Here is a 24480-nt window from a genome sequence, read left to right on the forward strand (position 1 = left end):
CACTCCGCTAGTGCTTGCAGGCTCGGGGTGGGTCGGAGGATCGGACCGCTGCAGATGGGCGGGCGGGTTGCGGGGACCGTATCGCGGGCGAAGTGGCTCCGCCGCCGGAATCGAGGTGCATTGATGACCGAGGGTTCCGCTGAAAATGTCGCCGACGAACTGTCGGCGGCTCATGCCCACGCGTCCGGACTGTTGTGGTCCGAGGAAGCCGTGTCCGGCGCGCTCAGGCGGATCACCTCGATCTCGGTCCGCGCGGCCGCCCGCGACGGCGGAAGCTTCGTCGATCCCGCCGCGGTGGCCGGGATCAGCAGGCGGTCATCGCGTCGCGGACCATCGTGAGGTGATGCTGAATGGTCGGCGCGGCGTCGCGAGCCAGCCTGGTCACCCGCTCGTGGGTGCCCAGCTCCAGCTGACGAGCTCCGGCTTGCAACGACTGGACATGGAAGCGCTCCTGCATGCGCAACCAGGACCGATCGAAGTCACGTCCGAACCGCATCCCGGTATCCCACATCTGCTGGGACTGTTCGGCGTTCGGCGTCAAGGGCAGTGGCACGCCGTTGGGTAGCGCGACCGCCGCGCCCATGGCGTCGAGGCGGGTGTGGTCGGCGACCAGCATGGCGCCGAGCGCGCGCACCGCCGGACACTCGCCCGCCAGGACGGCGCGGCTGCCGGAGATCATCTCCGACATGTGTGACTGATGCGAAACCACCAGGTAGGTGCTGTCCTGATAAGGCAGCGCGACCGGGTCGGCGGGTTGCGCGGAGCCGACCCCGGCGGTGCCGAATCCGACTGTCGCCGCACCGAGTCCGAGGACTGCGGCCACGGCGGTGGTTCGGAGCGCGCGGTGTAGAGATCTCATAGTTCTTCTCCTTGATCGACGAGCTTCTTGCGGCTCGGGTGCCCGCTCAGGACCCAGGTATGCGACGGCACCACCGCGCGTCGACCGGACCCGGGCCGGGCGAATCCCCAGCACCAGGGCCCGGAGACCGCACCCGACGCGGACACGCCGCGTGAATAGCCCGATGTGGTTTGCGGTCTCGGCCGCCGGGTAGGCGTTCGACGACGCGCACCGTCGCCGCTGACGGCCGGATGTCGTGGCGCCGGCCGCTCCCTCGCCACGGTGGCCGGTGCCGTCGAACACCTGCCGCCGCTGCGCCGCGGCGAATATCAAGCAGCCGAACCTGATTCACCGACGGACCACAAGGAGTCCAGATGAGTTACATCGATAAAGCCAAGGAACAGCTGACGGATCTGGTGGGCAAGGTCATCGACTCCGGCAGTAGCAGCGGCGGCACGCAGACGGTCACCATCAGCCGTCCGCGGGCCGAGGTCGAACAGTTCTGGCGCGATCCCGACAAGTTGTCGCGGGTCCTCGGTGACCTCGCCGAGGTCCGTGCGACGGGACCGACGAGCTACGAATGGATCCTGCACCGCCCGGACGAGGAGTCGATCACCTGGGATACCAGGCTGGAACCGGAGGAGGGCGGCCTGCGTTTCGTGCGTACCACCGGTAACGGCGACCCGTCCGAGGCCGCGGAGATCCGGGTGACGTTCCGGGACGCGCCGCGCGATCTCGGTACCGAGGTGACCCTGCGGGTGAAGTCGCCGATACCCGACTTGCTCACCGGCGCAGCAACATTCAAGGCGCTCTACCGGGCTCGTGCACTGATGCAGACCGGTGAGCTGCCCACCCTTGCCCACAATCCGAGCGCGCGTGCGGCCGCGCACTGACCTGGGAGACGACAATGCGTGCACTCTGTTGGAACGGCGTCAACGAACTGGCGGTGGAAACCGTCGACGACCCGTCATTACTCAATCCACACGACGTCATCGTGCGGGTCGTGCTGACCACGACCTGTGGTTCGGACCTGCATTTCATCGACGGCTATCTGCCCGGCATGCGCGAAGGCGACGTGTTCGGGCACGAGTTCATGGGCGAGATCGTCGAAGTGGGCAGCGAGGTCACCGCGCGCAAAGTCGGTGACCGCGTAGTGGTTCCGTCGTTCATCGGCTGCGGGTCGTGCTGGTTCTGCGAGCACGAACTGTGGTCGTCGTGCGACACGACGAACCCGAATGCCGAACTGCAACAGCCGATTCTGGGGTACCCGACCGGCGGGATCTACGGCTACACCCACCCGTTCGGCGGTTATCAGGGATCCCACGCGCAGTACGTGCGTGTGCCGTTCGGTGACGTCAACTGCTTCACCATCCCCGAAGGCATCACCGACGAGCAGGCGCTGTTCCTCTCCGACGCCGTGCCGACCGGACTGATGGGTGCGGATTTCTGCGACATCGCGCCCGGTGACACGGTCGCCGTGTGGGGCAGTGGTGGGGTCGGCCTGATGGCCGGGCACACCGCCCGCCTGCTCGGCGCGGGCCAGGTCGTCGTCGTCGATCGGTATCCGGAACGACTGGCGTTGGCGCGCAAGCAGTTCGGCGCCGAGACCATCGACTACACCACGGTGGACAGTGTGCCGGAGGCGATCCGGGAAATGACCGGCGGCCGCGGCCCGGACGCCTGCATCGAGGCCGTCGGGATGGAAGCGCACGGCACCGGATTGCAGCAGATCTACGACCGCGCAAAGCAATTGCTACGACTGGAGACCGACCGGGCGACCCCGTTGCGCGAGGCGATCATCGCCTGCCGCAAGGGCGGTGTCGTGTCGGTGCTCGGCGTCTACGGCGTGACCGACAAGTTCCCGATGGGTGTGGTGACCAACAAGGGTCTGACGATCCGGTCCTCGCAGCAGCACGGGCAGCGCTACGTGCCGCGGATGTTCGACTACATCCAGCAGGGCGACCTCGATCCGTCCTATCTCATCACCCACGACATGCCGCTGGAGGACGCGGTACGCGGCTACGACATCTTCAAGAACAAGCGGGAAGGTTGCATCCGGGCGGTCTTCCGCCCATGACCGAGAATCAGCGCCGCTTGGGCGGTTACGCGGCGACGATGACGCTCTACACGATCATCGTCGCCGCGGTCGCACTGTTGGGCAGGGTGACCGATCGGCAACTCCCGCGCGGCATGTCGGCGCGGGATCTGATCACCACCGCCGCTGCCGCACACAAACTTTCCCGCACGGTGACCAAGGCCGCCGTCACCAGACCCGTGCGCGCCCCGTTCACCGAGGAGACCGATACCGGTGGTCCCGGTGAGGTAATGGAACAACCGAAAGAGGACGCGGGCATTCGGCACAGTTTCGGTGAATTGCTCAACTGCCCTTTCTGTTTCGATGTCTGGGCCGTCACCGCCTTCACCATCGGGCACGTCTTCGCACCCAGGGCGACCCGCCTGGTGGCCGACGGGATGACGGCCTTGGCCGGCGCCGACTTCCTGCACCTCGCTTACGCCAAAGCGCAACAGCTGGCCGAAGGTTAGCGCTGGCTCTGGGCACGGTCGCAGGCGCCGGCACGTGCCGGTACCTGCGACCGTCTCAGTAAGGCAACACCGGTGCGGCCGGAGTGCCGCTCAACCTGGGTGCGGCACTCCGTGATGCGTTCCGCGGCATACCTTTCGGCTTACTTGCTGTACTCAGCACCCCTGGCCCACACGCGGTGTTCCGGCAGCAGCGCGGCGATCGCATCGAAGGCCGCGGCGACGGTCTTGGTCGCCGCGACGCCGGCCGAGCTGTCCGGGATACCGGCGGCGCGAAGGGCATCCGCGCCGTCGGGAGTGTAGGCGATCCCCTTGAGGTGACGATGCGCCTCCTGGAGGAGCAAGGTGAGTCGGACGTCGTCCGCGGTGCTCGCGATGACGAGTGCGTCGAGTTCGATGGAGCGGACGGTGTCGAGGGTGCGTGACACCGTCACTTGTGTTCCGCCCCTTTCGAGTTCGCCGCCGTGCGGTCCGATCACCAGCGGGGTCATCGACTGCTCCGCGATGGTGGCGATGGTGGTGGCCAGGTCCTTCAGGTCGGTCGACTCGTCGGCGAAGATGCCGATGATCCGGCCGTCGGTGGGCCACTTGCCGCCGAGTTGGGAGAGCGCGGGCGACACCGCGATCTTGACCTTCTTGCCCGCCTTGCCCGGCAGCGGCAAGCCGAGACCCGCGGCGACGGTCTGGGCGAGCTGCTCGTCGATCTGCCGCAGCACCGTCACGGCGCGCTGTTTGATCGCCTTCTCGTAGCACTTGCCCAGCTCGAAGGTGTACGCCTTGGCGACGTGCGCCTGCTCGACCGGCGAGAGGCTGGCGTAGAAGAGCCGGGCCGAGCTGAAGTGGTCATCGAAACTCTTCGGCGCCGCGCGCACCTTCTGCCCGGCGACCGCCTCCGGGTACTCGATCAGCGCGGCGTCCTTGTTCCCGGCCAGGAAGGGGCACCCGCCGTCGAGACTGTTCGGCCGGTAGGGCGCGACGCCGGAATGTACTGCGGTCTGGTGCATTCCGTCGCGGAACATGTCGTTGGTGCCGACGTGCGGCCGGTTGATCGGCAGCTGCGCGAAGTTGGGGCCGCCGAGGCGCGAGATCTGGGTGTCGAGGTACGAGAACAGGCGGCCCTGCAACAGCGGGTCGTCGGTGTGATCGATGCCGCGCACCAGATGACCCGGGTGGAACGCCACCTGCTCGGTCTGTGCGAAGTAGTTCGTCGGGTTGGCGTTGAGCGTCATCGTGCCGATCACCTGCACCGGTGCCAGCTCTTCCGGAACGAGCTTGGTGGGGTCGAGCAGGTCGATGCCTTCGAAGGTCTGGTCCTCGGTGTCGGGGAACACCTGGACGCCGAGATCCCACTGGGGGAAGGCGCCGGCTTCGATGGCGTCGGCCAGATCGCGACGGTGCATGTCCGGATCGACACCCGCGGCGATCTGTGCTTCCTCCCAGAGCAGCGAGTGCACACCGAGCTTCGGCTTCCAGTGGAACTTCACCAGGACCGTCTTGCCCCGGGCGTTGATCAGCCGGAAGGTGTGGACTCCGAAGCCCTCCATCATCCGATAGGAGCGCGGGATGCCACGGTCGGACATGTTCCACAGGGTGTGTGCGGTGGCCTCGGTGTGCAGCGTGACGAAATCCCAGAAGGTGTCGTGCGCGCTCTGGGCCTGGGGGATCTCCCGGTCCGGATGCGGCTTCGCCGCGTGGATGATGTCGGGGAATTTGACGCCGTCCTGGATGAAGAACACCGGGATGTTGTTGCCGACGAGGTCGAACACGCCCTGGTCGGTGTAGAACTTGGTGGCGAAGCCGCGGGTATCGCGCACCGTGTCGGCCGAACCGCGCGAACCGAGCACGGTGGAGAAGCGCACGAAAACCGGCGTCTCCTTGCCTTTTTCGAACAGCGACGCACAGCAGATCTTCTCCGCCGCGCCGTTGGCCGCGAACACCCCGTGCGCGGCCGCGCCGCGGGCGTGCACGACCCGCTCAGGGATGCGCTCGTGATCGAAGTGGGTGATCTTCTCGCGGAGGTGGTGGTCTTGCAGCAGCACCGGCCCGCGCGGACCCGCCTTCAGCGAGTGGTCGGTGTCGGTCAAGCGTGCGCCCTGCGCGGTCGTCAGGTAGGCGCCCTGCTGCGCCATCGCCTCGACGGGTGCCGCCACGGGCGCCCCGGTCGGGGTACTCGGCCTGGGGGCCGCCTGGTCCGGTTTGGGCGGCAGCGGTTCGTGCGGCTGCGTCGGCTCGGCCACCGCGGGGGCGGTGACGGCCGGCGCTCCGGGCACGACTGGCGGCGTTTTCGACTTCGGACGACGGCTGGATCCGGGCATTGACGCACCTCCTGGGGCGAGCGGGCACAAAGGTCTCTCGCGAGCGGCTATGCCCAGCTGTCCTCGAAGCAAACAGTCCTGGTCGGATGGGTCTGCGGTGCGGCGCTCAGTTGGCGGGCAGGATCGTCGCGGCCGGTGCCGCGGCGACGGCAGGCGCGGCGGTGACGGCTTCGGCGGTGGTCGCCGGGTAGTAGTCGGCCGTTTTGGTGCCTGCGATGAAGTCGTCGGACCAGCCGCGGGCGAGCACCTGCAGCACCGACGTGTTGGCCACGTCCGGGGTGCCGCACAGGACGTTCCCCATCGAATCCGAGCTGGTGCCCTCGGCGTCGGTGTGCAGACCGTTGCCGAGCCGGATGCCGAGGAACGGGCGGTTCAGGCGTTGCTGTACGGCGTCGGTGCCGCTGCCGAGGTTGTTGCACAGCGACGGTTGCGCGGCGATGGTGAGGATCGGCAGATCGGTGGGGTCGAGGTCGGCCAGCGCTCGGTCGGTGTTGTCGCCGAGGAAGGATTTCACCGGATCGAGCAGCACCAGCCCGCGCAGCCGATGCCACGTGTCCGGGTAGGCGACGTGCAGCCGGTGCGCGACGAACTCGACCGCTTCCGCGCCCGCGGAGTGCCCGACGAAGACGAAGTCGCGGGGCAGTGGCGGAGGTAGTCGGCCCGCGTCGGCGGCCGCGGCCGCGAGGCTGCGGGATAGTGCACCGTCCGGGTTTGCCGCGGTGCCGAACAGGTTCGCGACATTGTCGAGGAATCGGGTGTTGTCGCCGAGATTCTGCAATGTGCAGCCGGCGAGATCGATGAAGGGAAGCGCGGGGGCGAAGACGAGATAGCCGCCCGCGGCGAAGGTGGTGGCCAACTGCGCGACATTGCTGTGCGTGCGGGCGAACCCGTGCTGGATCCAGACCATTCCCTTCGGCACGCCGGTCGGCAGATACCAGTCGACGCCTTGATGCAAAGTGGTTGCGGCACACGGGATATCGACCACACCGGGCAGCCTGGACAGATCGGCCGCGGTGGCCGGGGTGGCGGTGGCGAGGCAGGTGACGATGGCGGCAGCGGCGGCGAGTGCCGGACCTCGAAAATTCATGGCGACTCCAACGGCGATGCCCAGGGTGTTTCCCTTGATGGAATGGCGTTTCTTGGCCGTTGGTGTTCATTAGCACCTACATCGGGATGCCTGTCAAGCGGTGGAATGGCTTTGGGTGGAAGGGGATCGACGCTGGAAGGCGTAGGTGTCCGTTGCGTTGTGTTTCCTTGTGAGAAACTATGTTTCGAACGATTGACCTGATGAGCGCCGCCTGGTTACTGTGATTCGGTGCTCGACTCTGGCCGCGGTCCTGGTGTTCGGCCTACCCGAGCCGCGCGGGTGCGATCCGCGTTGTACGTGCCCGGCAACCGGTCCGAACTGTTCGACAAGGCGCTGGCCGGTCCGGCGGACGTTATCCTGCTCGACCTGGAAGACGCTGTGCCGCTGGCCGGCAAGGACGCGGCGCGAGCGGCGGTGTCCGACTGGTTGCACGGCGTTTCCGTTGCTCGGCAACAGATTTGGGTCCGCGTCAATTCTGGTGCTGCCGGGCAGGATGATCTGGCGGCAATAGCGCTGCCCGCGGTGTCGGCGGTCTGCCTGGCGAAAACCGAATCGGTGGAACAGGTCCGGGCCGCGGCCGAGGTGCTGGAGGAGTACGAACCGCAGCGGGGCGCGATCCGAATCTGCCCGCTGCTGGAGAGCGCGGCGGCCGTACTCGACGCCCGCGCGATCGCCGCCGGTCCACGGGTGGCGCGACTCCAGCTCGGCGAGGCTGATCTGCGGGCGGAGCTCGGTATCGAACCGAGCGCCGACGACCGCGAGCTGCTGGCCGTGCGCACTCAGGTCGTACTGGCCAGTGCGGCAGCGGGTATCGCGGCGCCGCTGGGACCGGTCAGTACCGACTTCCGGGACTCGCAGCGGTTACGCGAATCCACGCGGGCGTTGGCGCGCATGGGCTTCCGTGGGCGCGCCTGCATCCATCCGGCGCAGGTCCCGGTGGTCAACGAGATATTCACGCCTGCCGAGGACGAGCTGGCCCGTGCGCGAGCGCTGGTGGATCGGTTCGACTCCGCGGCAGGCGGGGTCCTGCTCGACGAGGCGGGCAGAATGGTGGATCTGGCCGTGATTCGCCAGGCCCGTCGCCTGCTGGAAGGGTGAAGTACATGACATATGCACGCGAAGTCCCATCCGGCGCCTCCGGTGGCTGGACCCGGCCCGACTTCGTCACACGGCCTACGGATTCCGTGTGATCGTTTCAGGCCTCTTTCTGCTGCTCGCGGTCGGGCATCTCGCCCTCGCATCGGTCGGTGTGTCGCAGATCCGCGCCGGTGCTTCCCGGATGTTCTTGCTGCCCACGGTGTTGTGTACGACGCTGTGCTACGACAACGCCGTGCTCGCCTTGGGGAGCACGCTGGGTGAGGGGCGCCCACTCGAGCTGCTGAGCGTGCCGCGCTTCGTACTGCACGCCATCCTTACTCCTTTGCTCGTGCTCTGGGCGCGCGCCGCGATGGATAGGGCGGGCATCCCGGTGGCGCGGCGTCGTGGCGTTCAGGCCACCGCAGTCGCGCTCACCATCGCACTCATCGCGATCGGAAGTCTGCACGTCCTCCAGCTCGACCTGCGCCCCCGGTGGTGGGCGGGCGCACTGCGCTATACGGACGTCGACGGCTCCGCTGCAATGGCACTGCCCGCGATCATCGCCGGCTTGGTCGTGCTCGCGGCCGGCATAGCCCTGTGGCGCCGGCATCGCTACCGCCTGCTCTTCGTAACGGCGGCGGTCATGACGCTGGTCGCCGGCGCCGCACCCGTCATCCCGGTGCTCGGCAACGCAGGCGAGCTCATCCTCTCGGCGGGCCTGCTGGGCACCGCCGACTGGCTCCGGCGGCGCGACCAGGACCGCTCAATGGTCTCGCAGTAGCGATCCCGCACCCTCGATCCGGTCCTCAATACCATTGTCGCGCAGCGCCATCCACCAGGTCGCGGCATTGATGGCGATCACCGGTTTGCTCAGCCAGCGCTCGGCCTCGTCGGCGAGGCGCACCATGGACAGATTGGTGCCGCACTGGACGAGGGCGTCGATATCGTCGCTGTCCACTTCGAGCAGCGCGGCCCGCAGGTCGCTCTCCGGCACATGGGCGATGGATACCGCGGTGGGGCAACGCAATCCCTTGATCGCGGCCACCTCGAAGCCCAGCTCGCCGAAGAACCGGACTACATTGGCGTCACCGATCGGTTGATAGGGCGTCACCACGCCGATCCGCTTCGCGCCGTTCAGCGTCAGCGCGCGCCTGCACGCCTCGGCGCCGGTGGCGACCTGCAGCCCGGTCGCCTCCTCGATCTGCCGCACGAACTGCTGATTGCCTTCCACACCGCCCCAGAACGTCTCGGCCGACATGCCCATCACCATGTAATCCGGCTCGCAGGTCAGCACCCGCGCGCAGGTCGCGTCCATTTCGCCGCGGATCTGCTCGAGCAGCCGGTCCATGCCCGCATCGTCACCCATGTTCTGGTCATGGATGTGGATGCGGCCGAAATGCGCGGTTACCCCGGGCACCCCCATGCGCGCGAAATCCGGCTCCACCACGGTATTCGTCGACGGAGCGAGCACTCCGAACTTGCGCCGCCAGCCCAAAACGTCAGGCATAGAACATCTCCCAATCGCTGCGATTCTTCGTGCTCATTCGGCGAACAGATCGCGTTGCCGGAACGGGGCGGCGGCGAAGCGGCCGAGCACCTTCGGTGTGGTGAGCCAGCGGACATGCGCGCCGTTGCGCGGGTGCGCGACAGCGCGTTCGGCCAGCCACGGTGCCACGGTCTCGACCCGGTCGGCGAGAATGTTGAAAATCTTGCGTGCCTTGGCCAATTCGTCGGGATCGGCGTAGCCGTGCGTCAGCAGGTCGGTGACGACCATGCCCGGGCTCAGCAGCCCGACGGAGACACCGGCGGGCACCTCTTTGGCCAGCGCCTCGGTCAGATAGGTGAGTGCTCGCTTGCTCGCACCGTAGACCGACAGTCCCGGCACTATGCGGCCATCGCTGCCGAGACCTTCCATATTCCACAAGTGCCCGCCGCCCGCAGCCACCATGCCCGCGATCGCGACGGCGGACCCGTTGAGCGCGCCGATCAGGTTGGTGTCGACCACTTTCCGGACATCCTCGGCGGGCAGCTCCCACAGCGGCGTTCGGGTATGCGTGATACCCGCGTTGTTGATCCAGACATCGACCCGGCCGAAGCGGGCGACCGCGGCATCCCAGAGCGCTTGCAGCTGAGCGCGATCGGTGACGTCGGCGGCCAGCAGCAGTGCGGCATCCGACAGTTCGGCTTGCACCTTATCGATCCGCTCGGTATCGGTGCCGCACAACGCGACCCGATGCCCCCGGCCGAGCAGTGCTCTGGCAATGCCGAGCCCGAGGCCACGGGTGCCGCCGGTGACCACGACGGTCCTGCTCGCGGTCGCACTCATGAGCGCACCAGCACGCCGTGCAGCACAGCGCTCAGGCTGTTGTGTTCGAACAGCTCGTAGACCACGGCGAGCTCGGTGCCCGCGCCCATCCCCGGTTCGGCATCCATCATGAATTCGCGTCCGTTGAGTTTGCCGCCGTCGGACAGGTGCAGCACCGGATAGTTGGCCCGGCCGTACGCGGTCGCGTTACCCCACGCACCGGGCCCCTCGTGGAACGAGCGGACGCCGTCGCGGCGCACCGTCGCCTCGAAGGTGCGGTCGAGCGCGCCGCTCCAGCTGACGCGGTGCTCGGCGGTGAGCAAGCTCAGTGGCGTCACGTCGAGGACGATCCGCACCGTGCCGCGCGGTTGCTGGTCGGCGCCCCACAGCTCGCAGTCACCGGCGTAGCGGCAGTCGTCTTTGGTGGGCAGGACGAAAGGGGTGGCCCCACACCGCGTCTCGTGTTCGATGAGGTCGTCCTTCAGCGCGGGGTCGCGGGTGTAGACGCCATTGAACACGCCGATCATCGCCGGCCCCTGGTACAGCACCGAGGAGTACACCTGCGTATCACCGAGGGTCTGGTTCCAGGTATTCAAACCCACCTGCCAGCCGGGTCCGTAGTAGTGCGCGTCGACGAAGCCGCCGTAAGGTCTGCCGGCACCGTAGAAGTCGGGACCGGTGTAGAGCCGATCGTTGTCGGAGTCGACCACTCCGAAGGCGAACGGCGCACCGAGGGCGAACCGCCCGGCGAGCTCGCCGCCGCCGGTGAGCCCGCCGTCCATGTAGTAAGTCGTTGTGCCGTCGGCGAAGACCGACGAGCGGCGGATGTCCTCGAAACCACGCCAGACCCCGTCGGCGGCGAACAGCGATGGCCTGCCGACCCATTCACCGGCAATGCGCTGCTGCCACCGGCTCGGCGCTGCTGCGGCGGTCATCCGAGCAACTCCGCCCGTACCCGCTCGGCCTGCTCGTCGCCGAGCAATCCGGCCACCTGCGCCCACACCAGGTCCACCTCGGGGCTGAACAGGTTCGCGCGGTTGGCGCGGTCACGGGCGGCGGTATCGCCGGTGACCGCCGGAACTCCCTTGTCCACCAAGGTGAGCCAGTGCTGGAGATAGCCCTCGACGGTGGCATCCAGTGCGCGGAAAGCGGATTCGGTGGCTCGGCACACCACCATCCATGGCGACATCATCGCTCGCTGCCGCGGCCCGATCGCCGCCGCCGAGACCCCGTCGAGCTGCCATGCCGCCTCCAGCAGCGGGGTGAGCGGCAGGTAGGCGGCATCGAGGTAGGCGAGATGCACCGCGAGGTCGGCCCGGGGAATGAGATCGAGGTGCATGGCGTGGTAACGGGCGGACCGCACGGAGTCCAGCGTGAAGTGCGGGATCGCCGACTCCGCCGGGGTGAAGGCGAAGATCATGTGGCTGTCCAGGCCGATGGCGGGGACAACCAGATCGACGGTGACGACCTTGTCGATCGGGCCACCGCGCAACACCCGCAGCCTGCCGACCGGGTCGGGTGACATGGAACTGGTCAACGCGGTGTCGTCGGCGATGGTGAGATCGAGGGCGGTGCTCAGCGTCCGCAGCGTGCGTTCGCTGAGCTCGGTGGGCAGGCTCATCGCGGGGTTCCTCCGTTGCGGGCCTTGTGCACCCAGGCCTGGTCGAGTTCGGGATTGTCGCGCCGGGCAGGCGAGGCGATGACGGTGGCGGTGCGGCGCGGGCCGTCGCCGGTGATGATGTCGTCGGCGCCGAGCCACCAGCCGTCCTTGATCAGCTGGGCCCGTCTGCGCCGGTAAGCGATTTGCAGGGCGTCGCTGCGCACATGCAATTCGTCGGCGAGATCGAACGGCAGCAGTTCGGGGCGCTGCGACTCGACCACCGGTTTGTCTTGCAGCAGAATGTCTTTGATTCTTCTGCGGGTGTCGGCATCGGCCCACCGGCCGGTGAAGAAGTTCCGGTAGCCGAGGATCTTGATCAGCGTCCGGTCCTGCGAGAGCGGGATATTGAAGTCGTAGAGCAGCAGATCGCCGATGGGCAGCCGGATGTGCAGCTTCACCAGGTTGGGCAGGTACCAGCCGTTGGTGACCGTGACGAACTCCGGGCGCGGCTTGTTCCTGGACAGCAGACCCCAGAGTCCGCTCGGTGGTGGGGGACTGAGCTGGATGTCGGCCTCCGCGGACCAGTCGTCCTTGCGGACAGTGAAATTCGGGATCTCCGGCTTGTCCGGATTGCCGAACCTGGTGCCGTGCACGAACGGCGTGTGCGAGGCGTCCACGACGTTCTCGAAGGTGCGCTCGTAGTTCGCCTCGATCTCCATCTCGAACTGCACCATCCGGAAAGCCGGATCGTCGTGCACCGGGATGTCCGGGATCGGCGGGCGCTCGTGCTCGGGCAGATCGCCTAGGAACGCCCAGACCATGCCGTAACGTTCTTGCGTCGGGTAGGCGTCGACCCTGGCCTTCTTCGGAATGAGCCGATCCGCCGCATTCGCCGGTATCCGCACGCAGGCGCCCTCGGCGTCGTACTGCCAGCCGTGGTACGGACAGGCGATACAGTCGCCGGTGACGGTGCCCATCGACAGCGCGCCACCGCGGTGCACGCACAGATCCGACAGGCACACCGCCGTGCCCGCGGTGGTGCGATACAGCACGAAGTCCTGGCCGAGGCAGGTCACCTTTTTCGGTGTCCGGCCGACCTGGTCGGCGAATTCCAGGGCGTACCAGAAGTTTTTCAACATTGTTCGTGCTCCGCTAGGTGAGGCCGCAGCACCTGCGCCGCGACGTAGTCGGCGAGTTCGGTTCGGGCCGTTGCCGAATCGTGCAGGTGTGCGTGCAGGAAGGCGGACGTGAGCCGGGCGAACGGTGCCAGCGCGTCCACGTCGCCCGGTCCGTCGAGGAAGGCCCGTGCCGCGGTCGGATCGGCGTCGGCGATCCCGAAGTGGTTGGCCTCCGGGATGACCGCGAGCAGATGGTCGCCCGGCGGCAGTGCTTCGGCGAACGTTGTGGCCACCGGGTCGGGCCGGTTGTCGCCGTCCTCGCCGTACCGGTCGGCGCTGCCGTTGATGACACCGTCGTTGGTGCCGACGCCGAGTAACACGGGGCAATTGACCTGTGCGGGCAGCACGGTGCCCGCGGGCCAGCCGAGCATGGTCGCCACCATCGTGTGCGCGCCCCACGCGAAAACCGCACCGACCGACGGGAAGAAGCGTGCCGACTGGAGCACGACCGTTCCGCCCGCGGAATGCCCGCCGAGTGCGATGCAGTCCAGATCCAGTGCCCCGGCCAACGGGCCGTCGCTGTTCAACTCGGTGAGCGCATCGAGGATGGCGCCGATGGTCGGACAGGTCGGGCGGGTGCCATAGGCGTCGGGCCGGGCCGCGTCCAGGTCGACGCCGACCGTCAATCCGCGCAGCCCGCCGAACAATTCGGCGACTCGATCGAAAGTCACCACCACGAAACCGGTTTCGGCGAGGGCCGTGGCGAAGCGGCGATAGGAATCCTGACCGACATTGACCCCGGACAGGAAGACCACCACCGGATACGGTGCGGCCGCCGGATCGGGCGCGAAGACGCCGGTCAGCCGCTCGTGGTCGGAGCCGGTGGTGATCGCGGGGTAGTAGACCTTCAAATGCGCGGTATCGAAGGGAGCCTCACCCGCGGTGCGGGCCGACCACCAGAGCGAACGGACGATGCTCATGACCGTGCCTCGCGGACATTCAGCGCTGCTTCGCCCATCGGCCGTGGGAGTACGCGGTCGCCGCCCCAGAGGCCACGCACTAGGCGCTGGGTGAGCTCGGCCCCGAACATGCGCTCGCCCATCACATTCGCGGGATCGCGCTCGGCGATATTGCGGCGCACCGCCAGGTCACGGTCCGCCAGTGCCGCCTGCTCGTCGGCGGGCACCGGCGCGGCGGCGTCGACCCAGCCGAGCCACTGCTCGACCCGCGCGCCGAGCAGCGCGGCGACCGTTTCCCGATTGGCCCGATGAGGCGGGAAGGAGTAGCAGTACGCGGTAGGCGACAGGCTGCCGCGGATGAACCCCGTACGGCTGGTGAACCAGGTGAAATCGGGGTGCTCTTCCTTGAACGCCAACCACGGTGCGTCGTTGTCGGCGTAGTAGCTGTCGAAGTAGTCACCGTCGCCGACCAGATCGCCACGCGGTACCGCATCGACATAGAACCAGCCCTCCGGCCACAGCAGCAACGCGATGCCCAGATGCGGGACCCTGACCTGCGGACCGAGCCACACGGTGAGGTGCAGGTTGACGAAACCCGTTGCGGGGTCGCCGATCCAGGAATGCACCAACCAGTCGATCTCCGGTCCGGTGTAGGCGGCCAAGGTGCCGGACGGGCCGGTCGCCGGGCCGCCGTAGCTCTCCAGATCGTCGGTCGACGGATCTCTGGTGAGGTCGAACCGTCCGGCGATCCGAGACTTCAGCCCGCTCAACAGGTCTCGCCATTCCTGAAAGGTCTCGGTGACGTCCGTCCTGGCCGTCTCGTCGACCAACTGCTCGACATGTCGGACTGTTTCACTCATCGTGGCTCCGGGTTCTGTCGTCACTGTGCTTCTGTCGTCATGGCGTCGATCGGGTGCCGCGGACGCCCGTCCACCAGGTCGGTGCCCCGCGAAACGGCGCGGTTCACGGCCTGCGCGGGGCGCACGGTCGCGCGCACGCTCGGCGCACCGGGCGGGGCTTCGGTCACGATGGGGTGGCTGATCACGCCGGTGAACGGCCCGCTCCACGCAGTCCACAAGGTGAAATCGGGGCTCAGCGCGTAGATCGCGCCGACGAGCCCGCCGTGTTCGTCGCTGCCCGCGGCGACGATGTTCATCCTGTTCTCCGCGGCGCGCTCGGCCAGTCCGAGGGGCAATTCCCATGGCTCGGCAGGGGAATGCGGCACCGCGACGACGTCCACGTCCTGAATCGCGGCCAGTCGGAAGCTTTCCGGGAACAGCGCGTCGTCACCGACCACGAGTGCCAGTCGGCCCCAGGGCAATTGGAAAACGGCCAGCGCACTGCCCTGCCGGGTCAGCCAGGGATGACGGTTGGTCGGATGCAGCTGCGGCTGGCAGCCGACCACTCCGTCGGCGTCGACCAGCACGCCGTGATGCGCGCCGCCGGTTCGCACGCTGAGGACCGCGTGTGCGGTAGTACCGTGCAGTGCCCGTACGACTTCCGGGACCGGCACCGCCGCGAGTTCGGGTAGCACGATGAGGTCTACGCCGTCGGCCGCGAGCTCGGCGATTGCTCCGGTGTCGGCGATCGCGAGCGCGGCCGACAGCGTCGGCGACCCGGCCGGTGCACGTCGACCGAGCGGTGCGCTCGTCAGCGGGGCGTAGAGCTCTGGCCTGCGGGCGGCGAGGATGTCGGTGCCGTCGGGCCTGCGCTTGTCGTCGGCCAGCGGCACGTCGATATCGGCGACCACGATCGCCTCGCCGGTGACCGGGGCCATCGCGACCGGCCTGCCGTCCGGGCCGACGATCTGGCTTTCGCCCGCGCCGTGCAGGCGATCCGGCGGCACGCCGAGCCGGGCGGCGATCTGCGGCAGCTGCTCGGCGGGCAGCAGTGGGCCGACCTTGTTCGCGGCCACCACCCACACCTTGTTCTCGGCGGCGCGCACCGGTATGTGCAGGCTCGCCTCGTCGATGGCGAACGAGTTGAGGCTGTTGAGCAACAGCTGTGCGCCGCGCAGCGCCAGCGACCGGGTGACCTCGTTGATGACGCCCTCCATGCAGGCGTACATGCCGATGCGGCCCAAAGGCGTAGCTATCACCGGTGATTCGGCCGTGCCCGCGTCGAGATAGTCGTTCTCGGCGCCCATCAGGATCTGCTTGTCGGATTCGCCGAGCAGAGCACCGTCCGGCCCGAACAGCAGGCCGGTGCCGGTGGTGCGGCCGTCGGCCCGGGCCAGCGTGACGCCGATCTTCACGTAGCAGCGGTGCCTGCGCGCCCGCTCGGCGACGGCGGTGAGGAACGTGTCGCCGAGCGTGCAGGCCATTCGGCGCGCATGCGCCCGATCGTCGTACCAAGATAGATGGTTACAGAATTCCGGCAGCACAACGAGTTCCGCCGCCGCGTCGGCGGCCTGGTCGATCATGCGGAGGCAGGCGTCGAGGTTGACCGCGACGTCGGTGCCCGCAGCGAGTTGTGCGGCCGCGACTCGGGTCATGGACTCGGACCCTTTCGTTCATAGCGTTTCGTAGGACGAAACGCGGTTTCCATATCGTTCCGATTCTGTACCCCGGCAAAGGATCTGTCCAGGGGTGGCGCGACATTCGCCTTGACACTGCCCGAGGTCGCGGGCACGATATGGCAATCGTGAAACTGCGTTTCTCTCAGTGGAACGCGAGTGGAGGTTACGGATGACGAGGCATCGCCCATCCCTAGGTAATGCGGACAGCGGGCGCCCGTCACGGACTCCGATCGGTCACCACCCTGGCGATGGCGCGAGTGTCAGCGCGGCAGTGCTCTGCGCGGTCGCGGCGGGGCCGGTGGCGGGTGGCCAGTTGGTGTTGCTCGGCAAGCCTTTCGGTGGTGTGCTCGGGGTGCCCGGGGCGGTGGTCGGTTATCTGGCGCTCACCGCCGGGGCGCTCGGTCTACTCGCTGGGGCGCTGTGTCTGTGGCGATTGCGGCTGTCTCTCGGAATGGTCAGCGCGAGTGGGTGTCTCGCTGGCATCGCGGTGGTCGTGGCGGGTGTCGTCGATACCGTCGCGGTGTTCACGATCGCGGTGCTTGTCGCGGGCGCGGCGACGGGTCCGCTGCTCCTCGCCGGCCGGGCTCTCGCGGCCGAGTTCGGTCGCGGAAACTTTGTCCTTCTGCATGCGGCGGCCGCAGGGGGAGTGGCTGTTGCCGCATGGCTGAGTGGTCACTACTACGAGGAGCCAGGTACGGGCCTCCTCATCGCGGGCGCGCTGACCACCGCCCTCGGCGTGGCCGTCGGACTGGTCGGGCTTCGTGGCGCGGACGGGCCGTCTGCTGACCGGGTCGTCGAGAACTCCATCCCTCCTCGTCCGGCCCTATTCGGTTATGTCGCAATAGGACTCGCTGCCGGCGGTACGGTGCTGCCCGCGCTACACCTATTGCTGTTCCGGTGGAACGAATTCGGCGCTGAGCAACTCATCTGGCTCGCTGTCGCGGCCGCACCCGCTGCGGCCATCGTCGCGTTGCCGGGCCGTCGACCCGCCGCCGTCCCCGTGCTGTTGATTCTGGCGGCGGGCGGGGCGCTGCTCGTGGTGACCGCGCCGGGGTTGGTGCCATTGACGATCGGCCTGGCGGTGACGTTGGCAGCCGCTGCCCGCGCAATGACCGCGCTCGACGAGCTGGTCTGGGAGACCGCACCGCACGCCATCAGTGTTTGCGCACTCGTCGTGGCGACCGCGGGGTTGGCGGGCCTGGGTCTGGTCGACCTACTGGGTCGGCTCATCGGCACGGGGTCGGCGCTGACCATCCTCGGTATGGGCGTACTCATCGCGGCGTGGCTGTCCGGCCGACCTGACCGACGCCTGCTCCCCGGCACGCGCGGATCATCCAGCGAAAGAGGTGCGCCATGAGGAGTTTCGGTACGACGGCTCGGGTAGCGGTGACGCTGGCGCTCAGTGGCTTCCTACTCGGTGCTCCGGCGACGGCGTTCGCGGACGAACCCGCGGCGATCCAGGTCGACGCCACGTCCGAGCTGACCGAAGGACAGCGGGTCACACTGAGCGGCAGCGGCTTTCGGGCGGGACTTGCCGCCGTCGCCGTGGGCATGTGCAAAGCGGGCTTCAGCAACGGACTGAAGGACTGCGACTTGTCCGGGGGCGCGACGTTCGTCAATATCGGCGCGGACGGCACCTTCGGCCCGCTGACACTGACCGCGCACCCGCGATTCCGCGAGATCGACTGCACCCAGCAGCAATGCGTGATCGCGGCCGCGCCGCTGCCCGGCACCGAACCGCCTGCCGTCATCGCGGCGAATTCCGCTGCGGTGCCGGTAACTTTCGCGGGCGCGCTGCCGCCGACTGCCACGACATCCGTCCCCGCCGCGGCCGCGCGCTCGGACACCGACATCGAAGGGCCGTCCACCGTGCTGTGGGCGGCCACCGCCGGCCTGCTCGTGCTCGTCGCCGGTTTCGCCCTCGCCGATCGGCGGCGACTGTGAAATCCATCAGGAGGAAAATGTGAAGCTCATCGGAACCCGGCCCGGGACAAACGGCTTATACGGTAGACCACGTCTTGTGGCGCTGGCCGCGTTCACCACGGTCGGGCTGCTCGGCGGGATGCCGACCGCGCTGGCCGCCCCCGCTCTCCAGGTGAGCCAATCCACGGGACTCACTGTGGGGCAGACGGTCACGGTGACTCTGGACGGCCTGCCCGCGAATATGGCGGCGGTCGCGGTCGGGCAATGCAAACCGCGGATCGCGGGGCCGGGGGACTGCAATCTCACCGGCTCGATGATGGGTGCGGCTGATGGGCAGGGCAGTTGGCAACCCACCGGGGACAAACGGGCCATCACGCTCGTCGGTGCGGTCGGTGGCACCGACTGCACTTCGGCACCGGGTGCCTGCACGATCAGTGTCACCAGCCTGACCAACGCTACGGAAATCATCGCCTCGGTGCCGTTGACCTTCGGACCACCCGCGGAGACTCCCAAAGCCACTGCTGCCGCGAGTGATACAGCCGAGAGCGACGACTCCGACAGCAACACTCCCGTCATGGCGGGCATCGGTATCGCCGCAGCGGTACTCATCGCGGCCGCCGTGGTGCTCGTGGCGCGTCGCCGTCGCAACTGATCGCACGGATGGCCCGGGGCACCCGCAAGTCGTCCCGGGCCATCGGCTGCGATCATTGGGCCTGTGCGAGCGCGATCGCGTTGACCGCGTCGCCGCCACCGACATCCAGGATCCGGGTCGGGCCGGGACCAGTGGCGTGGGCTTGCCCAAGGGCGCATGCGCGGCGCACAGTGGCGACTGGACACTGCCAGTCTGTCGCGAAAGCTGTTATCGGCAGGGCTGATGCGCCGGGAAAGGCACCGGCCGGTTAGCGGAAAGCTGTTATCGGTGGGGCTCCGAGTACGCGCCCGGATAAGCACCGGCGGGTAGGCCGGTGCCGCCCGCACGGAAGGCGCTGGGTGCGTGCGTGACGGTCGGCTGGACGTACTCGCACAGACCTTCCTGCGCGTATTCCCGGCCGAAGCCGCTGTTCTTGGTCCCGCCGAACGGTGCGCGCAGCGACATGCCGGTGCGGTTGTGCGTGTTGATGAAGGTGAAGCCCGCTTCGACGCGAGCGGCGACGGCGAAGGCGCGGTCCTCGTCGGCCGACCAGACCGATGCGGCCAGGCCGAGCTCGGAATCGTTGGCGCGCGCGAGGACCTCGGCCTCGTCGCGATAGGTGAGAATCGGCACTGCCGGGCCGAACTGCTCCGTACGGACCAGATCCGCGTCGTCGGGCAGCCGGAGCGCGAGTATCGGATCGAGGAAATATCCCTCGCCGGTCGGCGCGCAGGCGAGCGGGACGATCAGCGCGCCCAGGTCCCTGGCGCCGGTGACCAGTCCGCGCACCCGCTCGGCGGCTGCCCGGGTAACTACCGGCCCCATGGTGACGGCTGCGTCGAGGGGATCGCCGACGAGCAGGATGCGTTGTGCGGCAGCGATATACGACTCGACGAATTCGGCGAGCCGAGTCTCGGGCACGTACAGCCGCTTCGCGGCCATGCACACCTGTCCGGCCGTAGCGAACGAGGCGAGGACGAGACGCTCGAAATCCACTGGGCTCAAGGCGAAGTCGTCCAGAAATATGGCCGGATCATTGCCGCCGAGCTCCAGCAGCACCGGCTTGATCGCCTCGCCTGCCGCCGCCGCGATCGCGCGACCGGCCTGCGCACCGCCGGTGAAGGCGACCTTGCGCACCAGCGGATGGGCGATCAGCGCGTGCACCGTATCCGGGCCGCCATGGATCACCGTGGTAGCGGGCAGCAATTCGGCGACAGCGGTGATGGCGAGCGGTGCCAGCGGCGAGGGTTTGAGCACGACCGCATTGCCTGCGGCGAGGGCGGGACCGAGCTTGAGCATCGACAGAATGATCGGCGCGTTCCACGGCGTGATCGCGGCGACCACGCCGAAAGCCCGTGGCGACACCATGACTCGACCTAGCGCGTCGTCGGTGGTTCGGGCACAGAGCACTTCCGCCGCGTGCGCCCGCACCCAGCGCAAATAGGTAGCGGCGAAACCGATCTCACCACGGCAATCGGTGACGGGTTTACCGGTCTCGCGCGCCAGTAAGGTCGCCAACTCGGTAGCGCGCGCATCGAGGGCGTCGGCGGCGCGGCCGACCGCAGCCAGGCGAGCTTCCAGCGGTTGTTGCGACCATTCGCGAAACGCGGAGTGCACCTGGTGCACAACGGCGTCGACTGCATCGGGTGGCGTCGCGGTCACCGCTCCCACGATCTCCTGCGGCCGCGCCGGGTTCTCGCGTTCGATCCTCACGGCCGGATCTCCAGCGAGTCGAGCAGACAGGCCCGACGCAGATAGGTGCGGGCCGCGACGGGGTCGGCGGCCAGTGCACGCAACTGCTCGCGGTGGCTCGCATCATCGCCGCGGAGCCGGTTCCAGTTGTCATGGCTGGTGCGTTGCACGTGGTCCCCGGCGACGCGATGACGGTGCGCCGCAACCTCGTCCAGCCGCGCGTCGGGACCGCCTTCGATGACATCTGCCAGCGCGGACGCGAGTTGGACGGCATCGTGGATGCCGCTGTTCATGCCCAGCCCGCCGAGCGGATTGTTGACGTGGGCGGCGTCGCCGATCAGCAGGACCCGGCCGTGCCGGAACCGGTCGGCGACGCGTTGATGTACCCGATACAGCGTGGCATGTGCGATCCGCCACGGCCTGCCGAGATCGGCGACGGCCGCCAAACGATCGGGTAGCCTGCGCAATTCGTCCTCGTCGTCGCTGTCGGCGGGTGTCGGCAGCAGCACTCGCCAATGCTCCGGCGTGCGCAGCAGCACCAGCCATTCGTCGGGATCGAAGACGTAGTTGATCGGTGCGATGCCGGGCAGCACGTCCGCCAGATCTTCCTCGACCGAGGCAACCAGAAAGCGTTCCGGATAGGTGCTGCCGCCGAATTCGACACCGAGGCCATGGCGGACGGCCGAATGCGCACCATCGGCACCGATCACCCAGTTCGCGCGCACCGGCCCCTTGGCCGTCCGCAGCACCACGGCGTCGTCGGTGCTCAGCAAGCCGTCCACGCGGTAGCCGAACCGCACGTCGGCAGCCCCGAGGGCATCGAGCAGCAGCGGAGTGAGTTTGCTCTGCTCGCATTGCACCCGGAATGGGAACGGGGTGTCCTCGGCCAGCACGGCGAGATCCAGGGTGGCGATCTCGCCGCCGCCACGCTCGCGGTACTGGAAGGTCGAGGCGACGATGCCCCGGTGCAGCAGCGCATCCAGGACACCGAGGTCGCGCAGCATCTCCAGGGTCGGCGGATGAAACGTCGACGCGCGCGACTCGGTGGCCAGCTCCGCACCCTGCTCCAGCACGGTCACCGGGATCCCGCGGCGGGCCAGTGTCAGTGCGGCGGTGAGACCGACCGGCCCGGCCCCGACCACGACGACCGACGGCGTGCTCATGACGTGTGCAGGGCGAAGCGCCCTTCGACGCCGACGACGCGCGCGCCGGTGAAGAAGCGCAGCGTCTCCGCCGTGCCCTCCTCGCCGAGGCCGGACAGTCCCCACGCGGGCCGCGGTGTCATCAGGTGCAGGCTCATGATCGAGGAACCGTTCACCTTCACCTCACCCGCCCGGATCTGCCGGGCGACGCCGAGCGCCTGTTGCTCGTCGGCGCCGCAGACGTAGCCCTCCAGGCCGTAGGGCACAGCGTTGGCCAGCGCTACCGCCTCCTCGATCCGGCGGTAGGTGGTGACACCGGCCACCGGTCCGAACACCTCGTCGCTCAGGTCGCCATCGAGAAGCGCTGGGGCGAAGTAGTTTCCGTCATCGGGCATGACACCGAAGCTCTGCGAGCCGCGTGCGTCGAGCGAAGCGCGCAGCTGCTGAACATGTTTCGAGTGCACGAGCGGGCCGAACTCGGTCAGGGGATCCATCGGCGGCCCGACCCGCAGTGCTGCGAGCCGTTTGCCGATGCCGTCGAGCAGCTCGTCGGCCCGGTCCGCCGGGAGGATCAATCTGCCCAGCGCCCGGCACCATTGGCCGTTCAACGTGGTCAGCAGTTCGGCGGCCATCCGGGTCGCGACATCGGGATCGGCGTCGGGCAACACCACGAGCGGATTGTTGCCGCCCAACTCGAGCTGGCACGGGCGGAACATCGCGGCCGATGCGGTGGCGACCGAACGCCCGCCGGCCAGCCCGCCGGTGAACGAGACGGCCTTGATCCGGGACGCGGCGACGAGTTGCGCACCGACTTTCGCGCCGCCCTGCACGAGCTGGAACATGCCCGCGGGCACGTGCTCGGCGATCACCTCGGCCAGCACCACCGAGCTGTAGGGGGCGAGCTCGCTGACCTTCAGGATCACCGGACAGCCCGCGGCGAGTGCGTTGGCCACCTTGTGCGCGGCCATGGGGGCAGGCGCGTTCCACGGGACCAGGCACAGCGCCGGTCCCAGCGGCAGCCGGAGCACCTCGACGCCGTCCTGCTCCCGGCGCAAGGCTCCGGACCGGATCTGCTCGGCCGCGAGCCGGAACGAACCCGACACGATCGGTCCCAGCAGGGTCGTCTGGGCGATCGGGACGCCGGTCGCTCGGGCATCCAGTTCGGCGATCCGGGGCAGCCGTGCGTCCAGGTCGGTGGCGACGGCGTCCAGCACGGCGGGTTCGATACGGCCGGAAGAGGTTTCGGCGACCGCGAGCGCGCGCTCTACCCGGTCGGTGGCGGTGGCGACGACCCTGGCGACCGGCGCTCCGGTGGCCGGATCCTCCAGCGCGACACCGAGATCCACCGACGGTGTGCCCCATTCGCCGTCGATCAGGTCGGTGACGGCGGGTAGTTCGGTGCTCACCGGTCCGCCCCAGCCGGTGCGGTGGCGAACAACTCGTTCGCCTTGGCATCGGTGACAATGCGGGCCACCTCGAGCATGCCGCGCTCGGCCGGGAAGGTCATCACCAAGCCCATCGCGAGATCGCGCAGCGCCCGCCCCGCCACCCCGCTCATCGCAGCGGCCGATGTGCCGCCCGCCTTGAAAGCGCCGAGTGCCACCTGGAAACAGGCCTCGGTCACCGCGCCCTTGCCGAGGCGCCACTGGGTGAACACCTCCTGCTTCGGTTTGAACGGCGGCTCGGCGGTCTCCACCGCGAGCTGATAGCGCAACCAGAGGTACGCGGTCTGCAACTGCCTGGTCATCTCGCCGATGAGCACCTGGTGCACCGGGGAGGACGCGATCGGATCGCCGGTGTCGGCGAAGGTCTTCGCGGTCGCGGTGGCGAGCATCTCGTCGTAGACGTTCTGCGCGCAGCCGGTGTACACCGCCGCGATGGCGAGCTGGTTGCCGACGAAACTGCCTCTGCTCATGCTCAGCATCTTCGTGAACGCGCCGGGCACGGCCAAGGCCTCGTCCTGCGGAATGAACACCTCGTCGAGCCGGATGCCGTTGTTGGCGGTCGCGCGCATGCCGAGGCCGTCCCAGGGGGCGCGCACGTGGACGCCTGGTGCGTCGCGGGGGACGAAGAAGGTCGCGAGTCCCTCGGCGGTGTCGTAGCCCTCGATTTTGGCGGAGGTGAGGTAGTAGTCGGCCACGCCGGTCGCGCAGCCGAAAGACTTCTCGCCCTGCAGGATCCAGCCACCGTCGACCTTGCGGGCGGTGGTGGCGATGGTGATGTTCGCGGCGGCGGTCTTGATCGCCTCGGAGGCGAAATTGGCCAGCCAGCAGCCGTCTGCCATCCGGGTGAGCAGCTTCTCGGCGAAGGCCCGCACGACGGGAATTTCGTCGTCGGCGAACAGTCCGGCGTCGATCGCCTCGAGCGGTAGCAGACCGCGGGAGGCGCTGGTGTTATGGAAGAAGTAGGCCAGCGCGGTGGATGGACACGCGGTGCCCATGGCGAAGGTGGCCGCGGCCAGATCGCGCAGCGTGCCGCCGAGCCCGCCGAACTTCTCCGGCACCACCAGTCCGAGCAATCCGGCGTCGCGGAGCAGGTCGACGTGGGTGGGTGGGAAGGCGCCGAGCCGGTCGGCCTCCTCGGCGGCGGCACGCAGCGCGGGCAGCACGGCGTCGACCCGTTGTGCGCGTTCGCGTTCGGCGTCGGTCATATCTTCGACGAGTCGTGCACCGATCATCGGACCATCCTCTAGCGGTCTGTATTGCTGTTTCGATAGTCGAAACATTGTTACGCA

Annotated in this window: 24 protein-coding genes; 9 read left to right on the forward strand and 15 right to left on the reverse strand. The window is 68.2% G+C overall.

Annotated elements, in window-relative coordinates; translation table 11 throughout:
- Positions 1–123: 123 nt before the first annotated feature.
- Positions 124–339 carry a hypothetical protein gene (locus IBX18_RS07620; RefSeq protein WP_194833023.1) on the forward strand — a complete coding sequence of 72 codons (216 nt, stop codon included), beginning with the start codon at positions 124–126 and terminating at the stop codon, positions 337–339.
- Here the strand turns inward: IBX18_RS07620 and IBX18_RS07625 are convergent.
- The gene (locus tag IBX18_RS07625; RefSeq protein ID WP_194833024.1) at positions 305–859 is read right to left on the reverse strand and encodes a DUF4142 domain-containing protein; all 555 of its coding nucleotides are present in this window, start codon (positions 857–859) and stop codon (positions 305–307) included. The two genes, IBX18_RS07620 and IBX18_RS07625, sit on opposite strands and share 35 nt — an antisense overlap.
- A gap of 353 nt (positions 860–1212) precedes the next feature.
- Between IBX18_RS07625 and IBX18_RS07630 the strand changes: the two genes are divergently transcribed.
- Genes IBX18_RS07630 through IBX18_RS07640 form a run of 3 tightly spaced genes read left to right on the forward strand, consistent with a single transcriptional unit; the run spans position 1213 to position 3382 of the window.
- Entirely contained in the window at positions 1213–1731 is a 519-nt protein-coding gene (locus IBX18_RS07630) for a hypothetical protein (protein WP_107657033.1), read from the forward strand.
- A gap of 14 nt (positions 1732–1745) precedes the next feature.
- Complete coding sequence (locus IBX18_RS07635; RefSeq protein ID WP_194833025.1) at positions 1746–2915, forward strand: zinc-dependent alcohol dehydrogenase; 1170 nt, start codon at positions 1746–1748, stop codon at positions 2913–2915.
- Entirely contained in the window at positions 2912–3382 is a 471-nt protein-coding gene (locus IBX18_RS07640) for a DUF1360 domain-containing protein (RefSeq protein ID WP_194833026.1), read from the forward strand. The genes IBX18_RS07635 and IBX18_RS07640 overlap by 4 nt, the downstream gene beginning before the upstream one ends.
- Positions 3383–3522: 140 nt before the next feature.
- Here IBX18_RS07640 and IBX18_RS07645 read toward each other — a convergent pair whose 3' ends face one another.
- Both IBX18_RS07645 and IBX18_RS07650 read right to left on the reverse strand, forming a co-directional pair.
- Complete coding sequence (locus IBX18_RS07645; protein WP_194833027.1) at positions 3523–5694, reverse strand: catalase; 2172 nt, start codon at positions 5692–5694, stop codon at positions 3523–3525.
- 106 nt (positions 5695–5800) lie between these two features.
- Positions 5801–6781 carry an alpha/beta hydrolase gene (locus IBX18_RS07650; RefSeq protein ID WP_194833028.1) on the reverse strand — a complete coding sequence of 327 codons (981 nt, stop codon included), beginning with the start codon at positions 6779–6781 and terminating at the stop codon, positions 5801–5803.
- A gap of 279 nt (positions 6782–7060) precedes the next feature.
- On the opposite strand from IBX18_RS07650, the gene IBX18_RS07655 reads away from it, so the two are divergent.
- The gene (locus IBX18_RS07655; protein ID WP_194833029.1) at positions 7061–7879 is read left to right on the forward strand and encodes a CoA ester lyase; all 819 of its coding nucleotides are present in this window, start codon (positions 7061–7063) and stop codon (positions 7877–7879) included.
- Positions 7880–7967: 88 nt separating this feature from the next.
- Complete coding sequence (locus IBX18_RS07660; protein WP_194833030.1) at positions 7968–8639, forward strand: hypothetical protein; 672 nt, start codon at positions 7968–7970, stop codon at positions 8637–8639.
- Here IBX18_RS07660 and IBX18_RS07665 read toward each other — a convergent pair.
- Genes IBX18_RS07665 through IBX18_RS07700 form a run of 8 tightly spaced genes read right to left on the reverse strand, consistent with a single transcriptional unit; the run spans position 8622 to position 16334 of the window.
- Complete coding sequence (locus IBX18_RS07665) at positions 8622–9365, reverse strand: arylmalonate decarboxylase (RefSeq protein ID WP_194833031.1); 744 nt, start codon at positions 9363–9365, stop codon at positions 8622–8624. The genes IBX18_RS07660 and IBX18_RS07665 overlap by 18 nt on opposite strands.
- A gap of 33 nt (positions 9366–9398) precedes the next feature.
- Positions 9399–10184, reverse strand: coding sequence for an SDR family oxidoreductase (locus IBX18_RS07670; RefSeq protein WP_194833032.1), 786 nt, complete (start codon positions 10182–10184; stop codon positions 9399–9401).
- On the reverse strand, positions 10181–11098 hold the full coding sequence (locus IBX18_RS07675; RefSeq protein ID WP_194833033.1) for a hypothetical protein: 918 nt from the start codon (positions 11096–11098) through the stop codon (positions 10181–10183). The genes IBX18_RS07670 and IBX18_RS07675 overlap by 4 nt, the downstream gene beginning before the upstream one ends.
- Positions 11095–11784 (reverse strand): hypothetical protein, encoded by a 690-nt coding sequence (locus IBX18_RS07680; protein WP_194833034.1) that lies wholly within the window; start codon positions 11782–11784, stop codon positions 11095–11097. The genes IBX18_RS07675 and IBX18_RS07680 overlap by 4 nt, the downstream gene beginning before the upstream one ends.
- On the reverse strand, positions 11781–12902 hold the full coding sequence (locus IBX18_RS07685) for an aromatic ring-hydroxylating dioxygenase subunit alpha (RefSeq protein WP_194833035.1): 1122 nt from the start codon (positions 12900–12902) through the stop codon (positions 11781–11783). The genes IBX18_RS07680 and IBX18_RS07685 overlap by 4 nt, the downstream gene beginning before the upstream one ends.
- Positions 12896–13861: an alpha/beta hydrolase gene (locus tag IBX18_RS07690; protein WP_194833036.1), complete on the reverse strand. Its 966-nt coding sequence runs from the start codon at positions 13859–13861 to the stop codon at positions 12896–12898. Before IBX18_RS07690 ends, IBX18_RS07685 begins: the two co-directional genes overlap by 7 nt.
- Positions 13858–14700 carry an oxidoreductase gene (locus IBX18_RS07695; RefSeq protein WP_194833037.1) on the reverse strand — a complete coding sequence of 281 codons (843 nt, stop codon included), beginning with the start codon at positions 14698–14700 and terminating at the stop codon, positions 13858–13860. Before IBX18_RS07695 ends, IBX18_RS07690 begins: the two co-directional genes overlap by 4 nt.
- 20 nt (positions 14701–14720) lie before the next feature.
- Complete coding sequence (locus tag IBX18_RS07700) at positions 14721–16334, reverse strand: carbon-nitrogen hydrolase family protein (protein WP_194833038.1); 1614 nt, start codon at positions 16332–16334, stop codon at positions 14721–14723.
- A 193-nt stretch (positions 16335–16527) separates the two neighbouring features.
- Here IBX18_RS07700 and IBX18_RS07705 point away from each other — a divergent pair, with 193 nt between their 5' ends.
- From IBX18_RS07705 to IBX18_RS07715, 3 genes are read left to right on the forward strand one after another with little or no spacing between them, the layout of a single operon-like run.
- A complete protein-coding gene (locus IBX18_RS07705) occupies positions 16528–17715 on the forward strand; it encodes a hypothetical protein (RefSeq protein WP_194833039.1) in 1188 nt (395 codons plus the stop codon).
- Positions 17712–18302 carry a GPS-CTERM domain-containing protein gene (locus IBX18_RS07710; protein ID WP_194833040.1) on the forward strand — a complete coding sequence of 197 codons (591 nt, stop codon included), beginning with the start codon at positions 17712–17714 and terminating at the stop codon, positions 18300–18302. Before IBX18_RS07705 ends, IBX18_RS07710 begins: the two co-directional genes overlap by 4 nt.
- Positions 18303–18321: 19 nt before the next feature.
- Complete coding sequence (locus IBX18_RS07715) at positions 18322–18933, forward strand: neocarzinostatin apoprotein domain-containing protein (protein WP_194833041.1); 612 nt, start codon at positions 18322–18324, stop codon at positions 18931–18933.
- A 261-nt stretch (positions 18934–19194) separates the two neighbouring features.
- On the opposite strand, the gene IBX18_RS07720 is transcribed toward IBX18_RS07715, so the two are convergent.
- Genes IBX18_RS07720 through IBX18_RS07735 form a run of 4 tightly spaced genes read right to left on the reverse strand, consistent with a single transcriptional unit; the run spans position 19195 to position 24423 of the window.
- Positions 19195–20625: an aldehyde dehydrogenase family protein gene (locus IBX18_RS07720; RefSeq protein ID WP_194833042.1), complete on the reverse strand. Its 1431-nt coding sequence runs from the start codon at positions 20623–20625 to the stop codon at positions 19195–19197.
- Positions 20622–21767: an NAD(P)/FAD-dependent oxidoreductase gene (locus tag IBX18_RS07725; protein ID WP_194833043.1), complete on the reverse strand. Its 1146-nt coding sequence runs from the start codon at positions 21765–21767 to the stop codon at positions 20622–20624. Before IBX18_RS07725 ends, IBX18_RS07720 begins: the two co-directional genes overlap by 4 nt.
- Positions 21764–23152 carry an aldehyde dehydrogenase family protein gene (locus IBX18_RS07730; protein ID WP_194833044.1) on the reverse strand — a complete coding sequence of 463 codons (1389 nt, stop codon included), beginning with the start codon at positions 23150–23152 and terminating at the stop codon, positions 21764–21766. The genes IBX18_RS07725 and IBX18_RS07730 overlap by 4 nt, the downstream gene beginning before the upstream one ends.
- Positions 23149–24423 (reverse strand): acyl-CoA dehydrogenase family protein, encoded by a 1275-nt coding sequence (locus IBX18_RS07735; RefSeq protein WP_228540591.1) that lies wholly within the window; start codon positions 24421–24423, stop codon positions 23149–23151. The genes IBX18_RS07730 and IBX18_RS07735 overlap by 4 nt, the downstream gene beginning before the upstream one ends.
- Positions 24424–24480 lie beyond the last annotated feature (57 nt).

Source organism: Nocardia sp. XZ_19_369, assembly GCF_015355715.1.
In the GTDB taxonomy this organism is placed as follows: domain Bacteria; phylum Actinomycetota; class Actinomycetes; order Mycobacteriales; family Mycobacteriaceae; genus Nocardia.

What these genes read in the sequence shown, in the direction of transcription:
- IBX18_RS07620 (WP_194833023.1), top strand. Translation starts at nt 124, where the DNA reads ATGACCGAGGGTTCCGCTGAAAATGTCGCCGACGAACTGTCGGCGGCT.
- IBX18_RS07625 (WP_194833024.1), bottom strand. Translation starts at nt 859, where the DNA reads ATGAGATCTCTACACCGCGCGCTCCGAACCACCGCCGTGGCCGCAGTC.
- IBX18_RS07630 (WP_107657033.1), top strand. Translation starts at nt 1,213, where the DNA reads ATGAGTTACATCGATAAAGCCAAGGAACAGCTGACGGATCTGGTGGGC.
- IBX18_RS07635 (WP_194833025.1), top strand. Translation starts at nt 1,746, where the DNA reads ATGCGTGCACTCTGTTGGAACGGCGTCAACGAACTGGCGGTGGAAACC.
- IBX18_RS07640 (WP_194833026.1), top strand. Translation starts at nt 2,912, where the DNA reads ATGACCGAGAATCAGCGCCGCTTGGGCGGTTACGCGGCGACGATGACG.
- IBX18_RS07645 (WP_194833027.1), bottom strand. Translation starts at nt 5,694, where the DNA reads ATGCCCGGATCCAGCCGTCGTCCGAAGTCGAAAACGCCGCCAGTCGTG.
- IBX18_RS07650 (WP_194833028.1), bottom strand. Translation starts at nt 6,781, where the DNA reads ATGAATTTTCGAGGTCCGGCACTCGCCGCCGCTGCCGCCATCGTCACC.
- IBX18_RS07665 (WP_194833031.1), bottom strand. Translation starts at nt 9,365, where the DNA reads ATGCCTGACGTTTTGGGCTGGCGGCGCAAGTTCGGAGTGCTCGCTCCG.
- IBX18_RS07670 (WP_194833032.1), bottom strand. Translation starts at nt 10,184, where the DNA reads ATGAGTGCGACCGCGAGCAGGACCGTCGTGGTCACCGGCGGCACCCGT.
- IBX18_RS07675 (WP_194833033.1), bottom strand. Translation starts at nt 11,098, where the DNA reads ATGACCGCCGCAGCAGCGCCGAGCCGGTGGCAGCAGCGCATTGCCGGT.
- IBX18_RS07680 (WP_194833034.1), bottom strand. Translation starts at nt 11,784, where the DNA reads ATGAGCCTGCCCACCGAGCTCAGCGAACGCACGCTGCGGACGCTGAGC.
- IBX18_RS07685 (WP_194833035.1), bottom strand. Translation starts at nt 12,902, where the DNA reads ATGTTGAAAAACTTCTGGTACGCCCTGGAATTCGCCGACCAGGTCGGC.
- IBX18_RS07690 (WP_194833036.1), bottom strand. Translation starts at nt 13,861, where the DNA reads ATGAGCATCGTCCGTTCGCTCTGGTGGTCGGCCCGCACCGCGGGTGAG.
- IBX18_RS07695 (WP_194833037.1), bottom strand. Translation starts at nt 14,700, where the DNA reads ATGAGTGAAACAGTCCGACATGTCGAGCAGTTGGTCGACGAGACGGCC.
- IBX18_RS07700 (WP_194833038.1), bottom strand. Translation starts at nt 16,334, where the DNA reads ATGACCCGAGTCGCGGCCGCACAACTCGCTGCGGGCACCGACGTCGCG.
- IBX18_RS07705 (WP_194833039.1), top strand. Translation starts at nt 16,528, where the DNA reads ATGACGAGGCATCGCCCATCCCTAGGTAATGCGGACAGCGGGCGCCCG.
- IBX18_RS07710 (WP_194833040.1), top strand. Translation starts at nt 17,712, where the DNA reads ATGAGGAGTTTCGGTACGACGGCTCGGGTAGCGGTGACGCTGGCGCTC.
- IBX18_RS07725 (WP_194833043.1), bottom strand. Translation starts at nt 21,767, where the DNA reads ATGAGCACGCCGTCGGTCGTCGTGGTCGGGGCCGGGCCGGTCGGTCTC.
- IBX18_RS07735 (WP_228540591.1), bottom strand. Translation starts at nt 24,423, where the DNA reads ATGATCGGTGCACGACTCGTCGAAGATATGACCGACGCCGAACGCGAA.